This window comes from Candidatus Omnitrophota bacterium (assembly GCA_013791745.1).
In the GTDB taxonomy this organism is placed as follows: Bacteria; CG03; CG03; order CG03; family CG03; genus CG03.
In genome coordinates this window covers 1-16,130 of record VMTH01000128.1, presented here as the reverse complement: position 1 = coordinate 16,130, position 16,130 = coordinate 1, and the positions used below count along the sequence as shown (strand labels likewise).

At 50.0% G+C, this 16,130-nt stretch carries 17 protein-coding genes; 1 reads left to right on the top strand and 16 read right to left on the bottom strand.

The annotated features are described in order from the left end of the window. Nucleotides 1-451: 451 nt before the first annotated feature. From FP827_06185 to FP827_06145, 9 genes are all read right to left on the bottom strand, one after another. Nucleotides 452-1,168 carry a DUF3307 domain-containing protein gene (locus FP827_06185; protein MBA3052656.1) on the bottom strand — a complete coding sequence of 239 codons (717 nt, stop codon included), beginning with the start codon at nt 1,166-1,168 and terminating at the stop codon, nt 452-454. Then, nucleotides 1,156-2,046: a cyclic nucleotide-binding domain-containing protein gene (locus FP827_06180; protein ID MBA3052655.1), complete on the bottom strand. Its 891-nt coding sequence runs from the start codon at nt 2,044-2,046 to the stop codon at nt 1,156-1,158. The genes FP827_06185 and FP827_06180 overlap by 13 nt, the downstream gene beginning before the upstream one ends. After that, nucleotides 2,046-3,167 carry a PilT/PilU family type 4a pilus ATPase gene (locus FP827_06175; protein MBA3052654.1) on the bottom strand — a complete coding sequence of 374 codons (1,122 nt, stop codon included), beginning with the start codon at nt 3,165-3,167 and terminating at the stop codon, nt 2,046-2,048. Before FP827_06175 ends, FP827_06180 begins: the two co-directional genes overlap by 1 nt. A gap of 110 nt (nt 3,168-3,277) precedes the next feature. Continuing rightward, nucleotides 3,278-4,417, bottom strand: a complete 1,140-nt coding sequence (locus FP827_06170) for a type IV pilus twitching motility protein PilT (GenBank protein ID MBA3052653.1) — start codon at nt 4,415-4,417, stop codon at nt 3,278-3,280. Between the two features lie 16 nt (nt 4,418-4,433). Further along, nucleotides 4,434-4,919 (bottom strand): metallophosphoesterase, encoded by a 486-nt coding sequence (locus FP827_06165; protein MBA3052652.1) that lies wholly within the window; start codon nt 4,917-4,919, stop codon nt 4,434-4,436. After that, nucleotides 4,916-5,761, bottom strand: a complete 846-nt coding sequence (locus tag FP827_06160) for a sugar phosphate isomerase/epimerase (GenBank protein MBA3052651.1) — start codon at nt 5,759-5,761, stop codon at nt 4,916-4,918. Before FP827_06160 ends, FP827_06165 begins: the two co-directional genes overlap by 4 nt. Continuing rightward, complete coding sequence (locus tag FP827_06155) at nt 5,761-7,185, bottom strand: glycogen synthase (protein MBA3052650.1); 1,425 nt, start codon at nt 7,183-7,185, stop codon at nt 5,761-5,763. Before FP827_06155 ends, FP827_06160 begins: the two co-directional genes overlap by 1 nt. A gap of 3 nt (nt 7,186-7,188) precedes the next feature. Further along, nucleotides 7,189-7,662, bottom strand: coding sequence for an HIT domain-containing protein (locus FP827_06150; GenBank protein MBA3052649.1), 474 nt, complete (start codon nt 7,660-7,662; stop codon nt 7,189-7,191). Continuing rightward, nucleotides 7,663-8,001, bottom strand: a complete 339-nt coding sequence (locus FP827_06145) for a PilZ domain-containing protein (GenBank protein MBA3052648.1) — start codon at nt 7,999-8,001, stop codon at nt 7,663-7,665. It abuts the gene before it with no gap. A gap of 112 nt (nt 8,002-8,113) precedes the next feature. Here FP827_06145 and FP827_06140 point away from each other — a divergent pair, with 112 nt between their 5' ends. Continuing rightward, nucleotides 8,114-8,614: a nucleoside-diphosphate kinase gene (locus FP827_06140; protein MBA3052647.1), complete on the top strand. Its 501-nt coding sequence runs from the start codon at nt 8,114-8,116 to the stop codon at nt 8,612-8,614. Nucleotides 8,615-8,619: 5 nt separating this feature from the next. Here FP827_06140 and FP827_06135 read toward each other — a convergent pair whose 3' ends face one another. The 7 genes from FP827_06135 to FP827_06105 all read right to left on the bottom strand — a co-directional run bounded on the left by FP827_06135 (nt 8,620) and on the right by FP827_06105 (nt 16,102). Continuing rightward, entirely contained in the window at nt 8,620-11,079 is a 2,460-nt protein-coding gene (locus FP827_06135) for an ATP-dependent Clp protease ATP-binding subunit (protein MBA3052646.1), read from the bottom strand. After that, nucleotides 11,072-12,367, bottom strand: coding sequence for a hypothetical protein (locus FP827_06130; protein ID MBA3052645.1), 1,296 nt, complete (start codon nt 12,365-12,367; stop codon nt 11,072-11,074). Before FP827_06130 ends, FP827_06135 begins: the two co-directional genes overlap by 8 nt. Then, a complete protein-coding gene (locus FP827_06125; protein ID MBA3052644.1) occupies nt 12,364-13,275 on the bottom strand; it encodes a PHP domain-containing protein in 912 nt (303 codons plus the stop codon). The genes FP827_06130 and FP827_06125 overlap by 4 nt, the downstream gene beginning before the upstream one ends. Then, nucleotides 13,272-14,576, bottom strand: coding sequence for a PhoH family protein (locus FP827_06120; protein MBA3052643.1), 1,305 nt, complete (start codon nt 14,574-14,576; stop codon nt 13,272-13,274). Before FP827_06120 ends, FP827_06125 begins: the two co-directional genes overlap by 4 nt. A gap of 104 nt (nt 14,577-14,680) precedes the next feature. Further along, nucleotides 14,681-15,187, bottom strand: coding sequence for a pantetheine-phosphate adenylyltransferase (gene coaD / locus FP827_06115; protein MBA3052642.1), 507 nt, complete (start codon nt 15,185-15,187; stop codon nt 14,681-14,683). Between the two features lie 10 nt (nt 15,188-15,197). Continuing rightward, nucleotides 15,198-15,674, bottom strand: coding sequence for a bifunctional nuclease family protein (locus FP827_06110; GenBank protein ID MBA3052641.1), 477 nt, complete (start codon nt 15,672-15,674; stop codon nt 15,198-15,200). Next, the gene (locus tag FP827_06105) at nt 15,671-16,102 is read right to left on the bottom strand and encodes a hypothetical protein (protein MBA3052640.1); all 432 of its coding nucleotides are present in this window, start codon (nt 16,100-16,102) and stop codon (nt 15,671-15,673) included. The genes FP827_06110 and FP827_06105 overlap by 4 nt, the downstream gene beginning before the upstream one ends. Between the last annotated feature and the right edge of the window lie 28 nt (nt 16,103-16,130).

Below are 16,130 nucleotides of genomic sequence, written 5' to 3'. Positions count from 1 at the left end.
GGGATAGGGACAATCTCTGAATTAAAAAGAGTGTGTTTTAAAAGCTACTCCATATCCTTATCTTCATCTTCGTCTTCATCATCTTCATCGCAGCCGCAGTCAAGCGGATGGCCGCAAATCGGACAGCACTCTTCATAATAACGTTCTTCGCAATGCGGACAATAAGCCATAAATCCTCCCCCGGAGACAGGTTGAAACCCGCGTCTCTTCATCACAAAAATAGCAACAAGTTTTTATTCTGAACATTTTAGGATCTGTTGTTTTTAGACAGGCCGGTCTTTAAAAACACTGCAGGCATTTTTCAGACCGCCTCGGTAGCATGCGTTTGCAATGCATTTTTTCAGAAGTCATCATTTATTAATTCCACGCCTTCATCAAGTTCCGGAAAGCGAGATTTCATCAGCATTGTACTAAAGTTTATTCCGTTGGCAAGCCCCCGGAAACCGGGGATTCAGAAAGCCGCGTATGTGTTGCCAAGATGCACGCTGAGACCTATCACGGAAGAAAAAACCAGAGATATAACCCCTCTGTAAAGAGGCTGCCTTCTCATACCCGAAAGCCTCAGCAGAAAAAGACAAGGTACAAGAAGATAAAAAAGCCCGCCTTTCATTATAACAATGACCACAAGGGCGCGCTCAACAACGCCGTAGCTCCTTTCAAATCTGGACAGTTCATCGATCTCGACTTTATAAACGCTCTTGTCCATATAGTACAGCAGCACCACCCCGCCCCAGCCGGCGAGGATGGCCCCTGAAACAATATTCATAAAAGAGGTGTCGTTATAGAGTATCAGCCATTCGGCGGGGAGCAGGCTTCCATAATAAGCCGCATCCGCCGAAAAAGGGAAAAGCAGCGCCAGGAAAATGAAAGCGACATGCAGGATCTGGTCTATAAGAAAATATGAGATCTTGTCATCTTCCGGGTTTTTCCAGAGATTCACCTTCGTGTAATCCTGATAACTGTGGACGGCTATGAGCAGGATTATATAAGCCCAGAAAGAATATAACCTCAGGCTCCCGAGAAAAAATAACACCGTCACAGCGGCATGTATGACGCTGTGGATAAGACAACCCATGTAGCTTCTTTTCTTCCACGCGAATATGCCGTCAAACTGAAGCGGAAAATCCGCTATGACATGCGCTAAGAAAAGTCTGGCTAAAGCTGCCATTTCTGCTGCTTGAGCCTGTTTTTCATAAGCTCCTCCTGCTTCGTCCTCAAATTGATTATGACAGGGTTTATCATATTACAGATCGTGCCCACGAGTATACTGTCTTCAAGGGCGGGGTCTTTTTCAGCCGAGAGAGCTATAAAACCCATAAGCCCGTCTTCCGCTCCTATGGGCGCGAAAAAGCGCATGCCGGGCGCCTCTTTCACATTGCCGTCGCAGAAAGTCTCTCCCGATGCGAGCTTCCGTACAAACGGCGCTTTGCCGGAAACAGCACTCTCTTCCCCGGCGGGAATGCTCGAGATGAGATCATACTCATCCTCGTACATGCTGCGCATATACACAGCCGCCCCGGAAACAGAGAGCGAATTAATGATCTCCGGCAGGATCTTCTCCGCCAGCTCCCCGACGCTGCCGCAGGATGCCATGATCCTGGCTGTCTGATAGAGCGTTGTGAAATACCTGTCCATGTTCCGGAGCCTTGATGACGATATCGCCAGCATCTTCATGAGGATGCTGAAACTCTTACGCGGCTTGTCCGAAAGAAAACTCTCAAAGGCCTCTCCTTTTATGCTGAGAATATCGCAATCCATAGGAGCGAAAGCATCCGCCGAGCGGGGGGCGTTTTCAAAAAAAGACATCTCGCCGAAAATATCTCCGGCGCGCAGCACCGCTATGGTCTTGAAACCCGAGGATATTTTTTTTCTTATGCGCACCTCGCCGCTGACAAGAAAATAAATGTCCTTGCCGGTGTCTCCCTCGGAGAAAATGAGAGTTTCCTTCGTATATGTTTTTATCTCCGAGATCGCCGCGAGCGCCTCAAGCTCATCCGCATCCAGCGCCGCGAAAAGAGGTATGCCCTCAAGCTTCTTTTTCAGCATCAGAACTTCCTCACCTTTTTTTCGGCTTCCGCCGTCGAGGCGGCTTCAGCCGCCTGCCCCGTGGTCTTTATTTTGATCTTAAGGTCGTTCGGATTATTGCTTATGCCCATCGCCTCTTCCTCGCTTATCTTATCCTCAGTGATGAGGCGGAACAGAGACTGGTTGAGCGTGGCCATTTTATAGAAAGAGGCGGAGTCCGCTATAAACTGCTGTATTTTCCCCGGCTGGTTCTCTTCTATGGCCCTGGCGATCACAGGGGTGTTGATCATTATCTCGAGAGCGGCGACACGGCCATGGCCGTCCTTGGTCCTGCAGAGCCGCTGCGAGACAATTGCAACAAGCGAAAGCGAGAGCTGATGGCGCACAACATCATGGACATCGCCAGGAAAAGAATCAACAATTCTTTCTATTGTCTGCTTGGCGTCATTTGTGTGGAGCGTGGAAAAAACAAGATGGCCGGTTTCGGCGGCGCTCAGAGCGATTGAGATAGAAGATGCGTCCCTCATCTCTCCCACGAGTATAACATCGGGATCCTGCCGCAGCGCTCTTTTGAGCGAACTCTCCCACGAGGCGGTATCCATGCCTATTTCGCGCTGATTCACGATGGACAGGGCGTCTTTGTGAACGAACTCTATGGGGTCTTCCACAGTTATTATGTTGAGTTTTTCGGTTTTGTTTATCTCGTTTATCATCGTCGCCAGCGTCGTTGATTTACCCGAACCCGTGGGGCCGACGACAAGGACAAGGCCGTTGGGTTTCTTCACTATTTCCTTGAGAACCTGCGGAAGCCCCATTTCGTCTATGGATGGAATATCCTCCGGTATCAGGCGGAACACGCCGCCGGGTGTGTTCTTCTGGAAAAAAAGATTTCCTCTGAACCTGCCCATCCCTTCTATCGCCACGGCAAAATCATATTCCTTTTCTTCCACGAAGCGGAAATATTTTTTTTCACCGACGGCGGATTTAAAAAGATCCTCGATCTCCACCGCGCCTAAGGGCGCTTCCTCACTTTTCGTCAGTTGGCCGTTTACCCTGTATATGGGCGGCTGGCCGCATTTCAGATGCAGATCGCTGCCGTGAAGCGCCACAAGTTCTTTTAGATAATCGTTAAGCTCGCTCATATTCCTTACTCCTTAGAATTTTATCCTAAAACTCACTCTTTGTGAAGAAGCAAATAGTGACACTGTAGAAACCCCTTCAAAAAAATTATTAAACGCGGAGGAGCGCATGTTCAAAACGACCTTTTGGCGGGTCCGGCGCCGCCGGATCCGGGCACGCCTGCCGACATTCCTCCGGGAGCCCGTCCAATGGAGGCGATATACTGATTCATCATTTCCGGGTTGCCGGATTTCGCCAGCGCCGCCTCCTTGGTTACTTTTCCCGCCTTTACAAGCTGGGCGAGGGCTTTGTCCATGGATATCATGCCGAATTTCATCCCGGTCTCAAGAGCGCCGTAAATGAGATGGGTTTTACCGTCTCTTATGAGGTTGGCCACGGCGGGGGTAACGATGAGGATCTCTCTGGCGGCCACGCGGCCTTTTCCGTCGGGCGTCGGCAGGAGCTGCTGCGTTATCACCGCTTTGAGCGTCACCGACAGCTGTGTCCTGACCTGAGCCTGCTGGTGGGAGGGGAAAACATCTATGATCCTGTCAACCGTCTGGGGGGCGTCTGTGGTGTGAAGAGTCCCGAAAACAAGATGGCCGGTTTCGGCTATGGTCAGAGCCGCGCCTATTGTTTCAAGGTCCCGCATTTCCCCGACGAGAACGATATCGGGGTCTTCCCTCAGCGCCGCCCGCAGGGCGCTCGTGAAACTGTTGGTGTGGGCGCCCACCTCCCTCTGGGTAAAAACGCAGCCCTTTGACTGATAGACGAATTCTATCGGGTCTTCTATGGTGAGGATGTGATCCTTCCTTTCCTTATTGATCGTTTCGAGCATCGCCGCGAGAGTCGTGGATTTACCCGAACCCGTGGGCCCTGTGACGAGCACCATGCCCCTGGGATATTTCATGCATTCCATCATGGCCGGCGTGAAGGCCAGCGCTTCCGGAGACGGTATTGCCGAAGATATAACTCGAAGCACCCCGGCGACGCCGTCTTTCTGCATGAGGACATTGACCCGGAAGCGGCTGATATTTTCTATCTGGAAAGAGCAGTCAAGCTCGTGGTGCTCCTCAAACTGGCTCTTCTGATCGTCGAGGAGCATTCCGTATATAAGCGTTTTTGTATCATCTCCCGAAAGAGGCGTGTCCTGATATTCGGGAAGCGGGATCATGGCACCGTTTTTCCTGACCATCACGGGTTTTTTCGGCACAACATGAATATCGGAAACCCCCATCTTAACCGCCGCCGTCAGAATGTCAATCATATCCATAAAGCCGAACCTCCCTTTAACTCAAATCTATCAGCCTGTGGGATAAATCCTCTGTTTCAAGTATAACCACGGATTTTTTTCCCAGAAGCCATGAACCGCATTCGCCGGGATTGATTATCAGCGCACCGCCCGATTTTCTTATGTCGGTTTTGTGCGTGTGTCCGTATATGACAATGTCATAATTGCCTTTAGATGCTATATCCTCAACAAAATCCGGCACATGCACCATGAACACCCTTCGTCCGCCGCAGGCGCCGCTGTAAAAATCATAAAATTCCGCCAGCCCCCTGAATTTCTCCCTGAGGTATGCCCTCTCGCCGTCATTGTTGCCGAAAACGGCTATCATGGGACATTTGAGTTTTCTGAATTCGGCATGCGTTATGGGGGAGATCATATCTCCGGCGTGAAAAACCTTCTCCACCTTCTCGAGGTTAAAGATTTTCACGGCCTCGGATATCGCCGGCATGTTTTCATGCGAATCCGACATTATCCCTATCTTCACATATCCCCCTTTCTCACGATTTCCGACGCGTTATCAAAGGCTTTTTTCAACACCTGCGCGGGATCCGAAAACCGCGCGGCGCCGAGTATCTCCAGCATAAACACACCCTTAAAACCGCATTTATGCAGCGCCGCGGCGAATTTCTTCCAGTCTATTTTACCGTCACCCGGAGGAAGATGGGAAGAATAATCTCCGGAATTATCCGACACATGCAGCGCCATCAGGCGCGGCGCCATTTTCTCAAGATATTGATCCGGCGGCTCTATCAGGTTCGCGTGTCCGGTATCAAGGCATATCCCCATGTGCTCTTTGGGAAAATCCTTTATTATTTCCATGAGGTCCTGCGCCCAGCCCCCCAGAAGATTCGGGGAGGGGTTTTCGCAGGCGATCTTCACCCCGTGGAGCATGGCGTTATCAAGGATATCGGCCAGGCTTTTTTTTACCTGGCTGATTTTCTTTTCCACGAAAGCCCTGTCCGTCAGCGGCAGGGCCTTCACCGCCGGATGAACGACGAGATACCCCGCTTTGAAAAATTCACACAGCACAACGGCTTTTTTTATTTCGCTCACAGCTATGCTCCTCTGTATCTCATCAACAGAGGAAATATCAAGATTACCGCTGAAAGGCGCGTTCACGGAACATATATTCATTTTTTTAAGAGACGCCATCGTCTTGATCTTGACCAGCACATCTTCGTCGTTATAATCAAAGTGGGTGTTTTTCCCCCAATCCCCCGCTCCGGCCCAGATCTCTATATTCTGGAAACCGGCCCGGGCGAACTTATCAAGGCAGGGGAAAATATCCTTGTGATAAAAAAGCCCTGTGGAGATGCCTATTTCCATTATCTGTTCTCCTCAACGGCTTCAGCTATGAGTTTGTTATACAGCCGTATATATTTTAAAGCGGATTTTTGCCACGAAAATCTCTGTCTCATGCAGCGCGCGGACAATTCCCTGAAGAGAGCCGGCCGGGCATAAATGCCCATGGCTTTGCGCAGAGCCTTTTCAAGAGCGGCGGAACTGTAATCCTCGAGCAGAAAACCCGTGCCCGTTTTCCTGTGGGGAGAATATTCGGATACCGTGTCCAGGAGCCCGCCCACTTTGTTGACGACAGGAACGGCGCCGTATGAAAAAGCTATCATCTGCCCCAGGCCGCAGGGCTCATACTGCGACGGCATAAGGAACAGATCACTTCCCGCGTAGATCCTGTGCGCCAGATCGTTGTCAAAATCAAGGCGCAGAGCGAAATTTTTAGGAAAGCGTTTCGCCAGCACGCTCAAAACACGATGATAATGGACATCCCCCGTTCCGAGCATCACAAACTGTATTTTGCCGGAGATCAATCTTTGAAGGGCCGGCACCATTATATCCATGCCCTTCTGCATGGCAAGACGCCCCACAAAACTGACGAGCATCGCGTCAGTCTGAGGAAGGCCCATTTCCTTCTGCAGAGCTTTCTTGCATTTTTCTTTGCCTTCAGGAGAAGTCGCGCTGTAAGATGCGGCTATCGCCCTGTCAGAAGAGGGATTCCAGAGGCCGTAATCAAGGCCGTTCAATATGCCCTTGAAATAAGGGCCTCTTTTTTTCAGAAAATATTCCAGGCCGCAGCCGAACTTTTTCGTCTTCATTTCTTTAGCGTATGTGGGGCTCACCGTTGTAACCGCGGTTGCGCTGCTGATACCGTAGGCGAGGCTGTTGAACCTGCTGCCGTAAAGCAGTTCGCTCTTTTTAAGCCCCGAGTACTTAGCTGATTTCGCTTCGTATTCGCCCTGATACGCGAGATTGTGCACCGTGAGCACAGTCGGCACGGGCGATTGCCCGTTTAAAAGAAATTTCGGCAAAAGAGCTGTTTGCCAGTCGTTCAGATGTATTACATCCGCTTTTATCTTTAAACTTTTCAGAGAATGGAGGACAGCTTTCTGAAAAAAAATGAAACGCGGGGCATTGTCCGGATAATCGCCGGTTAAAGAACCATAGATCCCCTCGCGGTCAAAAAAAACTTTCTGTTTTATAAAATAAAAATTCACCCCTTTTTCTTCTTTTCCGCAGACCTCATACTCGTACGTTCTGCCGCCGAATCGCAAAGAAAGTTTCTTTATTTTTTTAATCCCCGCCTTTTTAGACTCGACAACCCCGTACAGCGGCATAAAAACATTTACTTTGAGCCCCGCAGCCGCAAGCGCGTCGGGAAGAGCCCTTCCCACATCGGCGAGGCCGCCGGTTTTGGCGAAAGGCACCACCTCGGATGAGAGAAAAACGACTTCCATGATCTACGACATCTCCCTTTTGAGCATCTTATATATTTTTTCCGGAGACGAGGGCGTCACGCGCGTGGCGGCAAGAGTTGTCATAAAATTGGTATCTCCCTTCCAGCGCCCGACTACGTGCGTGTGTATGTGAGACGCGAAACCCGCGCCGGCGGCGGCGCCCTGATTCACGCCTATGTTAAAACCTTCGCAACGAAAAAGTTTTTTCATCGCGGTAACCGCTTTAACGACCATTGCGGCCATCTCCGAGGTTTCATCAACGCTGAGCTTCGTCACATCTCCTATATGTCTATACGGCGCGGCCATCACATGAGCATTTGTGTAAGGGAAAAGATTCAGCATGAGAAAGCATTTCTCGCCCCTCATGACAACAAAATTTTCGCTGTCTTTTTTCGCCTTGGCAGCCTTACAGAAAATACACCCGTCCTGTTTCATGTCAAAATATTTGTCTCTCCACGGCGCCGCTAAATGCTTCATTCAGGAGTTAAGAAGTTTTTTGACGAACTTTTTCAGAGCCCAGCGCTTGAAAAAACCCTCTGCGATAAATTCAACCCCGTAAGAAAAAGTCCCCGTGGAACGGGACACTCTCCTGACGACGGCGTCTATCACATATTCTTTATCATCTTCCATTTTAAAAACAAGGTTTATCCTGTCTCCGAGGTTAAACCGGTATGTGGATTCCAGCCCGGCGCCTCCTGCGCTGATATCCGTCAGACAAGCCCGGCAGGCCGGCTGAAAAGCGCCCGGCTTATACACGTCCAGAAGCAGGGTATCTTTTATTCTGTCATATTTTCTATGCGATTGCTTTATGCCCATAGCCAAATTATATACAAGAAACGGGTTTTAATGCAAGTTGATATTTATCACACAAGCGGGAAATCGCCGGGCCTTGATTTTTATGAGGTAATTTACTATTCTGCTGTTAATTATGGCTGAACAAACATTGGTGATTATTAAACCGGACGGGCTGAAGAAATCCCTCACAGGGAATATTCTCACGCGCCTCTCCGAGGCAAAACTGGAGATCGCCGCGGCAAAAGCCGTCTGTGTGAGCCGGGAACTGGCGGGCGAACATTACTGCCACATGAAAGACAAACCCTTTTTTGACGAATTGCTTGATTACCTTATGGGCAATCTCCACGGCAGAAAAAAAGTCCTCGCGCTGGTTTATCACGGGGACAACGCCATCGGCCTCGTGCGCAACATCTGCGGCGGCACAAACCCCGAATCAGCCGACCCGACCTCAATACGCGGATCATACGGCAGGATCACCACAAAGGGCCTTTTTGAAAATATAATACACGCGTCATCCTCTCCCGAGGAAGCGGAAAGAGAGATCAAGCTCTGGTTCAAACCCGAAGAACTGGTTTACCGCATCTATCCGGTAGAGACGGAAGAAAAGGTCACAAAAACGCTCGTCTGGGCGTAATTAAGTCAGCCCCCGGTATTTGTCTTTTCCGGCGATATGGGTGCAAAGTCTATTTTACCGTCTTTTACCACGGCTTTTAATTTCGCTCCGGTGGAGAGCCCTGATGATAATATCCGCTCCGAGAGGGGGTCCTCAACAATATCCTGTATCGTTCTTTTCAAGAGACGCGCGCCGCTGGATTTATCAAAACCTTTTTCGGCAAGGAACTCTTTCGTTTTCTCATCGAATTCAACGCTGATATTTTTCTCATCAAGACGCTTTTTCAATCGCGCAAGCAGCATGTCCACGATTTTCAGGACATCCTCTTTTGAGAGATGCCTGAACACGACAGCGGCGTCTATCCTATTGAGAAATTCCGGCCGGAAATATTTTTTCAGCTCTTCTTTTATCTCATTTTCCATTTCCTTGAAATCATACTCGCTCTTTTCGGCGAAACCCATGCTCCTGTTTTCGCCGGCGCTTTTAACTCCCAGATTACTCGTCATGATCAAAACGGTATTTTTAAAATTCACCCTGTGTCCGAGCGAATCCGTCAGAAAACCCGAATCCATTATCTGAAGAAGTATATTGAACACATCGGGATGCGCCTTCTCTATCTCATCCAGCAGAATGACCGAATACGGCTTGCGGCGCACAAGGCCTGTCAAAAGGCCCCCTTCGTCATAACCCACATAACCGGGAGGCGCCCCCACGAGGCGCGAGACGCTGTGCCGTTCCATATACTCGGACATATCCACCCTTACAACGGAATCCTCGTCGCCAAAGAGGAACTTCGCCAGGCATTGCGCCAGATACGTCTTGCCCACTCCCGTGGGACCGAGAAAAATAAACGAACCTATCGGACGGCCGGATTCATGCAAACCCGTCCGCGCCCGGCGCAGAGCCCTGGAAACAACGCTAATGGCCTCATCCTGGGAAACAATGTCCTTGTGAAGCTCCTTCTCCATATTTAAAAGCCTCTGGGATTCTTTTTCCGTCAGCTTAAAAACAGGTATGCCCGTCACGCCCGCGACAATCCGCGCCATGTCCTCGGCGGTCACCTCTGTGACTGTTTTATCTCCCTTGTTTGCTTCTTTTATTTTCTGGAGCTCGTCCGCAATGCGGGTTTCCTCTTTTTTCAGCAGCGCGGCTTTCTCAAATTCCTGGCCCGATATGGCCTCGGCTTTTTCCGAGCGTATTCCCTTGAGCTTTTTCTGCAATGCCATGAATTCAGGGGATCGCTCCGATTTTTTTATCCTGATCTCGCTGCCCGCCTCATCCACAAGGTCAATGGCCTTGTCCGGAAGGAACCTGTCGGTTATATATCTGTCCGAAAGCTGCGCGGCCGCCTGAAGCGCCTCATCGCTGTAACTGACGCCGTGATAGGCCTCGTATTTATCCCTGAGGCCTTTCAATATCTCAATCGTCTCCTCCACCGTCGGCGCGTCGAGCATCACCGGCTGAAAGCGCCGGGCCAGAGCCGCGTCTTTCTCTATGTATTTTCTGTATTCATTCAGCGTGGTGGCCCCGATGCACTGCAGCTCACCCCGGGCAAGAAGAGGCTTGAGCATATTTGCGGCATCCATCGGCGCGCCTTCCGCGGAGCCGCTGCCCACGACAAGATGGAGCTCGTCTATAAAAAGTATTATCTGCCCTTTTTCTTTTTTTATCTCATCCAGCAGTTTTCTCATCCTGTCCTCAAACTCGCCCCTGTATTTGGTGCCGGCGACAACAGAGCCCATATCAAGAGACACCACTCTCTTGCCGTGAATTATCTCCGGCACGCTCTCGCTGACGATGTGCTGGGCTATGCCCTCCACGACGGCCGTTTTCCCGACGCCCGGATCCCCTATGAGAACCGGATTGTTTTTGGTGCGGCGGCAGAGTATCTGTATGACCCTCGATACCTCTTTTCCCCTTCCCACTACGGGATCCAGCTCGCCGTCACGCGCGGCCTTTGTGAGATCCCTGCTGAATTTATTGAGGAGCGGCGTTTTGACCGGCGGCGAAAAAGCCGTATTTTTTTCCGGAGAGGGAGAAAAAATTTCTCCGGTATCGGGCGATTCTTTCAGGTAATCCATCACCGCATCGTAGGAAACACCCGCAGATCTGAGAACCTGCGCGGCGATGCCGCTGGCCTCGCCGAGCACCGCCAGGAGTATGTGCTCGGTGCCCACGAAGGGCTGGCCCAGGGCCTTGGCCTCAACGGATGCGCCGTTTATTATCCTTTTGGCACGCGGAGAAAAAGGAATCGGCCCCAGCCGTATAAGATTGTCTCCCTCGCCGAGAAGGTTCTTTATATCCCTGATCATATCGTCTGCTTTGACGCCCAGCGCCGAGAGAATCTGCACGGCTATTCCGTCACTGAGCATCAGAAGGCCAACGAGCACATGCTCACTCCCTATATAGGAATGATTCATGTCTTTCGCGGCCCTGTCAGCGTTGGCCAGCACCCGCTGGGCCCTTTTCGTAAATCTGTTATCCATTTTTCACCTTCCCGTCCAGCTTAAACTGCGTGAAATAAACCCTGCCCCAGAAATGCGCGGCCTGCACGGCGTCATACTTTATCCAGTCTATCCCCGTAAAACGCTCTTTGTCATACCAGCGGTACGACGGATCGTTATAATACTCGCCTATGATCTTGAGAGCGCCCTTGAGTTTTCCGGCGCCTAGCGCCGAATAATGGCCTATTATTCCCTGCAGAACCGAGGGCTCCAGCAAAGAAGGGTTGGCCTTTTTCGGGGCAAAATATTTCCTGATCTTTTCCGGCTCGTCGGCAATGTTTAATTTCTCCGGCGCGGCGTTCTCAAACTCCCTGTGCAATTTTCCCGTCACGCTTTTTTTATACTCGCTGAAAAGTTTCAAAAAACCTTTATCCGAATAATCAAGCGCGGGTGAGAAATCGCGGAAAAGACTGACAGCTTTCCCCGCGTCCCACATACAGTCGAGCACTTTTGATATAGACATGTGTTTTCTCCTGACTATGTCCGCGGCGGGCAATCTTCCTCCATAGTAGAGTATGTTCTTCTGATGTAAAGACGCTATAACCCTGAACACCCTCATGAATAGCGGGTGCGCGTACTGCGTTATGTCCGATGAAAAACCGTCGTGGCGAACGCCTCCGGCAGGAGGTGAATCTGAAATTGTCATGTCTATCCCGTCTTTCGCACGCGGCATCTCCTGTCTTATTTTTTGTGTAAGATATTCAAGCAGTTTTCCCGCGCAGTCGTAGGCCCGGCCGTCTTCTTCCGGTACGGGTTTTGAACGCTTTACATCACCGGGCACAACCCGGGAGTATTTTTCCCTCAGGCTTTCAGCTATGAAACCCTCTTCCGCGAGCGCTCTGAAGATAGCCGATTTTTTTGAGATCTTCATCCAGTAGTGATAACCCGACGCGGTGGTATCGAGGATATAATTGATGCCGTAGCCGGAAAGCATGGAGCTTATCTCTTTTATAAAGGGCTCCATCCATGAAAAAACTTTGCGCTGATGCCTGTAAATATAGGACCTCTGTTTTTTGTTATAGTATTCAAGATCCCAGAATATATAAAAAGCATCGCCTGTGGAAACAGCCGGCCTGTAAATATCAAGCCCCTCGTCCATAAATTCGTCCAGGGCGGATACCGGCGAGATCTTCACGGGAAAATGCCATTTCTGATTTTTCAAAAAAGGTCCGCTTCCGACGGCAAAAGCGGCGTCATTGAACTGCCCCTTTATCACATCCCTTATCACGGGGCTGCCATAATATTCCTTGTAAAATTTTTCTGTAGTCATACTTCTTCAAATAGCCTCATATTCTTCCTCATCATCATGTATTTCAACTCTTTCATCTTCACCACCGACATATACGGCACGTACTGCCGGCCTATAGACTCCGGCCTGCCCGGAAGTTCGCCGTGGCAATCGGATCCGCCCGTGACGAGAATGCCCATTTCTTCCGCCCATGACCTGTATTTCTGAATTTCCTCCGGCGAATGCCCCGGATAATAAACCTCTATGCCTTTAAGGCCTTTTTTGACGAGATACTGCGCGATTTTTTTTGTGGGAACGCCGAATTTCGGATGCGCGAGCACAGGGATCCCGCCGATACTGATTATCATATCGATCGCCTCTTCGGGAAGAAGCCTCAAACGCTGCGCGAAAGCCGGCCGGCCCCTGATCAGGTATTTTTGAAAAGCGTCATCTATGTCCCTGACATAGCCTCCCGCCACAAGAGCTTTCGCTATATGTATTCTTCCGACGCTCCCGTGCCCCTCCATTTCAAAAATGACCTTTCTGTCTATGGGGATCCCCATACCGTTAAGTTTATCGCAGATCACATGAGCCCTTTTAATACGGGCGCCGCGGAAAAGCGAAAGTTTCTTCTGGAAATAAACCGTTCTCCAGTTTATGTAATAACCCAATATATGTATCTCGTCATGCTTGTCGCTGAAGCCCTGCGTTGAAAGCTCAATGGCGGGGATCACCTCCACGCCGTAACGGGCCCCGGCGAGAACCGCCCTCTCCACACCATCTGTCGTGTCATGATCGGTGAGAGCGATGGCGCTGAGCCCGACGACACAGGCCCTTCTTATCAGCTCTTCAGGGCTGTAAAAACCGTCGGAGAAATAGGTGTGCAGATGAAGGTCCACGCGCATCTGTTTGCGGAGAGCCTCCGCGTTTGCTTCGTTGGCCGCACTCACAGCAATTCGGCGGCAAGCCTCGCCAGGGGGCTGCGTTCGGATGTCACAAAAGTCATGCTGGAGAACACCTCCTGCCCCTTGAATCTTTCTATGATGTATGTCAGCCCGTTGGAAGAGGCGTCAAGATAAGGATTGTCGATCTGGTAAGGATCTCCGGTCAGCACTATTTTTGTATCCTCTCCCGCGCGGGAAACAATAGTCTTCAGCTCGTGGGGAGTGAGATTCTGCGCTTCGTCAACGATCATAAATTGTTTGGGAATGCTCCTGCCTCTTATGTAGGTCAGGGCCTCCACCTCTATTTTCCCCGAGGAGAAGAGCCAGTCCACCTGCGATTCAAGGTCTTCTCCTCCCATTTCGCCTTTGCCGGAGGCGGAAACAAGAAATTCCAGATTATCGTAGATAGCCCTCATCCACGGCGCGAGCTTTTCTTCTTTAGTACCCGGGAGATAACCTATATCCTTACCCATCGCTATGACAGGCCGGGATATCAGGAGCTTCCGGTAGGCGTTGTCATCAAAAACTTTTGACAAACCGCCGGCGAGCGCCAGCAGAGTTTTTCCCGTTCCGGCGATACCGAGGAAAGCCACAAGTTTTATTTTGTCGTCCAGAAGACTTTCTATCGCGAAGGTCTGCTGCACATTTAGCGGCTTCACCCCCCAGAGCATGCTCTTGGGCTGAAGGAGCTTCACCGCCTTGCCTTTCTTGAATCTCGCCAGGGCTGTCTGTTTGGGATCGGCGGCATTCTTCATTATCAGATACTCGTTCTCCATGAATTCGCCCTCCGGCACGATCACGCCGTCCGAATAAAATTTATTTATTCCTTCCGGGCTCATTTCAATTTCCCTCCAGCCGTTATAGAGCTCCGAGAAATTGACTTTCATCGTCTCATAATCCTCGGTCTCAAGGCCGAGGACCTGAGCCTTTATCCTCATATTTATGTCTTTTGAGATAAAGACAACGCCGCCCTCCGTTTTGTTAAGGTGCACAGCGAAAGAAAGGATCGTGTTATCGGCTTTTGAGGCGAAAGAATCCGGCAGTTTTTCTCCGGAGCCTATCAGCACCTTCACGGTGCCACCCTCCCTGCTCTGCACACCCTGGACGAGGGAACCCCTTTTCCTCAGCCCGTCAATGCGGCGGGAGGCGCTTCGGGCGCTCTTGCCCCTCTCGTCATGGAACTTCTTCAAACCGTCCAGCTCCTCTATGACGGTGATGGGAAGGATGACATTGTTGTCGCCGAACGAAAAAATGCTCGCCGGATCGTGTATCAGAACATTGGTGTCAAGAACAAAATTTTTAATCATTGTTTCTCCCCCGGGATAATATTATCCTCTCGATTTTTTAAGCTAGCCATCCGCTTCACCGTTGCGATTATCATAAAAACCGCCATGGCCAGTAAAAGCGGAATTCATCTGTTCTTCTTAAGCTGGGCCGCGGCGGCCGGAGGAACGGCGGAAGACACATCGCCGCCGAGGGATGCGACTTCTTTGACAATGGACGAGCTCAAATAAGCATATTTGGCGTCAGTCATGAAAAAAACGGTCTCGATATCCGGGGCAAGCTCCCTGTTCATGAGCGCCATCTGGAATTCATACTCAAAATCGCTCACGGCACGCAAGCCCCTGACTATTATACCGGCTTTGATCGTTTTCATATAATGAACCAGAAGGCCTTCAAAAGAATCGACTTTCACCTTTCCAAGGCCCTCGCGGACAAGGGATTTTTTCAACATGGAAATTCTCTCCGCGACGGTAAAACGGGTTTTTTTGGAAGGGTTGTTTATAACGGCTATCACCACTTCGTCAAAAACCGATATCGCGCGCTTTGCCACATCTATATGCCCCATGGTCACGGGGTCAAAACTTCCCGGATAAACAGCTTTTATCTTTCCGCTTTTTAATTTTGTTTTTTTCATGATCTCAAATTCAGGCTTTCCTCAATTCATCCTTGTTTACGCTCTCAAGGAACATGCTGTAAAAATCGCTTTTAAGCTTTTTTTCAAAAGATTCTCTCTCTTCGAATTTATCATATAATGGATCCGCGACATATACTTTAGCGCCGGTTTTAACGGCGATACAGATCGAGTCGGAGGGCCGCGCGTCAATTTCCGTCTGAGAACCGGCGCGCTCGATGTATATGCTGCTGTAGAAAGTATTATCAACAACCTTGGAAATAAGGATATAATCCACCCTGCCGCCGGATGCGTTTATTACATTTTTCAAAAGATCGTGCGTCATCGGCCTTTTAAAAGACTCTCCGTCCAGCGCGCTCTGGATGGCCTGCGCCTCAAAAACCCCGATCCAGACCGGCATCACCCTGCTCTTATCCTTAGTGATCAGTATAACCATGGCGGAAGCCGAGACAAAATCAAAAAAAACTCTCATTACCTCAACTTCTTTCATCCGTCCCGCCGCGCGGGAGGCGCCTGCTCCTGTATCTTCAAGGAGATGTCCTTCCTGCTTCCCGCCCTGATAGTGAATTTTATCGTGTTGAAGAATTTATCTATTTCCGAAAAGGCCGCGCCGGACAACTGCGCCCTTGAGGGGTCGATTCCCTTTATTTCAAAATTTACCATGGCGTACATCATGTCTTCCGGCGAGACAATCCTTATGGACAGAGCTTTATCCGGGGATTCCTTCTTTATTTTATAGAAATTCCTCCAGAAACCTATGAATTCCCCGCCCTCCAGCTCTATGCTGTATTTATCGGTTTTGAGCTCCCTGCTTCCCGCCACACTTCTGTCATAGGAAAAAACCCTCACCATTATCACGACCATGAGCGCGAAAAGAGGAAGCGCCGTCACAAGCCATATCTTATCTGTTTTAGTCATTGCAAATTATGATAGCAAAAATTATAAT

Bases quoted from the DNA above. Each gene is read 5' to 3' on its own strand.
- FP827_06120 (MBA3052643.1), bottom strand. From the start codon at position 14,576: ATGATTAAAAATTTTGTTCTTGACACCAATGTTCTGATACACGATCCG.
- FP827_06135 (MBA3052646.1), bottom strand. From the start codon at position 11,079: ATGGATAACAGATTTACGAAAAGGGCCCAGCGGGTGCTGGCCAACGCT.
- FP827_06175 (MBA3052654.1), bottom strand. From the start codon at position 3,167: ATGAGCGAGCTTAACGATTATCTAAAAGAACTTGTGGCGCTTCACGGC.
- FP827_06130 (MBA3052645.1), bottom strand. From the start codon at position 12,367: ATGACTACAGAAAAATTTTACAAGGAATATTATGGCAGCCCCGTGATA.
- FP827_06110 (MBA3052641.1), bottom strand. From the start codon at position 15,674: ATGAAAGAAGTTGAGGTAATGAGAGTTTTTTTTGATTTTGTCTCGGCT.
- coaD (MBA3052642.1), bottom strand. From the start codon at position 15,187: ATGAAAAAAACAAAATTAAAAAGCGGAAAGATAAAAGCTGTTTATCCG.
- FP827_06105 (MBA3052640.1), bottom strand. From the start codon at position 16,102: ATGACTAAAACAGATAAGATATGGCTTGTGACGGCGCTTCCTCTTTTC.
- FP827_06150 (MBA3052649.1), bottom strand. From the start codon at position 7,662: ATGAAGCATTTAGCGGCGCCGTGGAGAGACAAATATTTTGACATGAAA.
- FP827_06140 (MBA3052647.1), top strand. From the start codon at position 8,114: ATGGCTGAACAAACATTGGTGATTATTAAACCGGACGGGCTGAAGAAA.
- FP827_06160 (MBA3052651.1), bottom strand. From the start codon at position 5,761: ATGGAAATAGGCATCTCCACAGGGCTTTTTTATCACAAGGATATTTTC.
- FP827_06180 (MBA3052655.1), bottom strand. From the start codon at position 2,046: ATGCTGAAAAAGAAGCTTGAGGGCATACCTCTTTTCGCGGCGCTGGAT.
- FP827_06170 (MBA3052653.1), bottom strand. From the start codon at position 4,417: ATGGATATGATTGACATTCTGACGGCGGCGGTTAAGATGGGGGTTTCC.
- FP827_06185 (MBA3052656.1), bottom strand. From the start codon at position 1,168: ATGGCAGCTTTAGCCAGACTTTTCTTAGCGCATGTCATAGCGGATTTT.
- FP827_06155 (MBA3052650.1), bottom strand. From the start codon at position 7,185: ATGGAAGTCGTTTTTCTCTCATCCGAGGTGGTGCCTTTCGCCAAAACC.
- FP827_06145 (MBA3052648.1), bottom strand. From the start codon at position 8,001: ATGGGCATAAAGCAATCGCATAGAAAATATGACAGAATAAAAGATACC.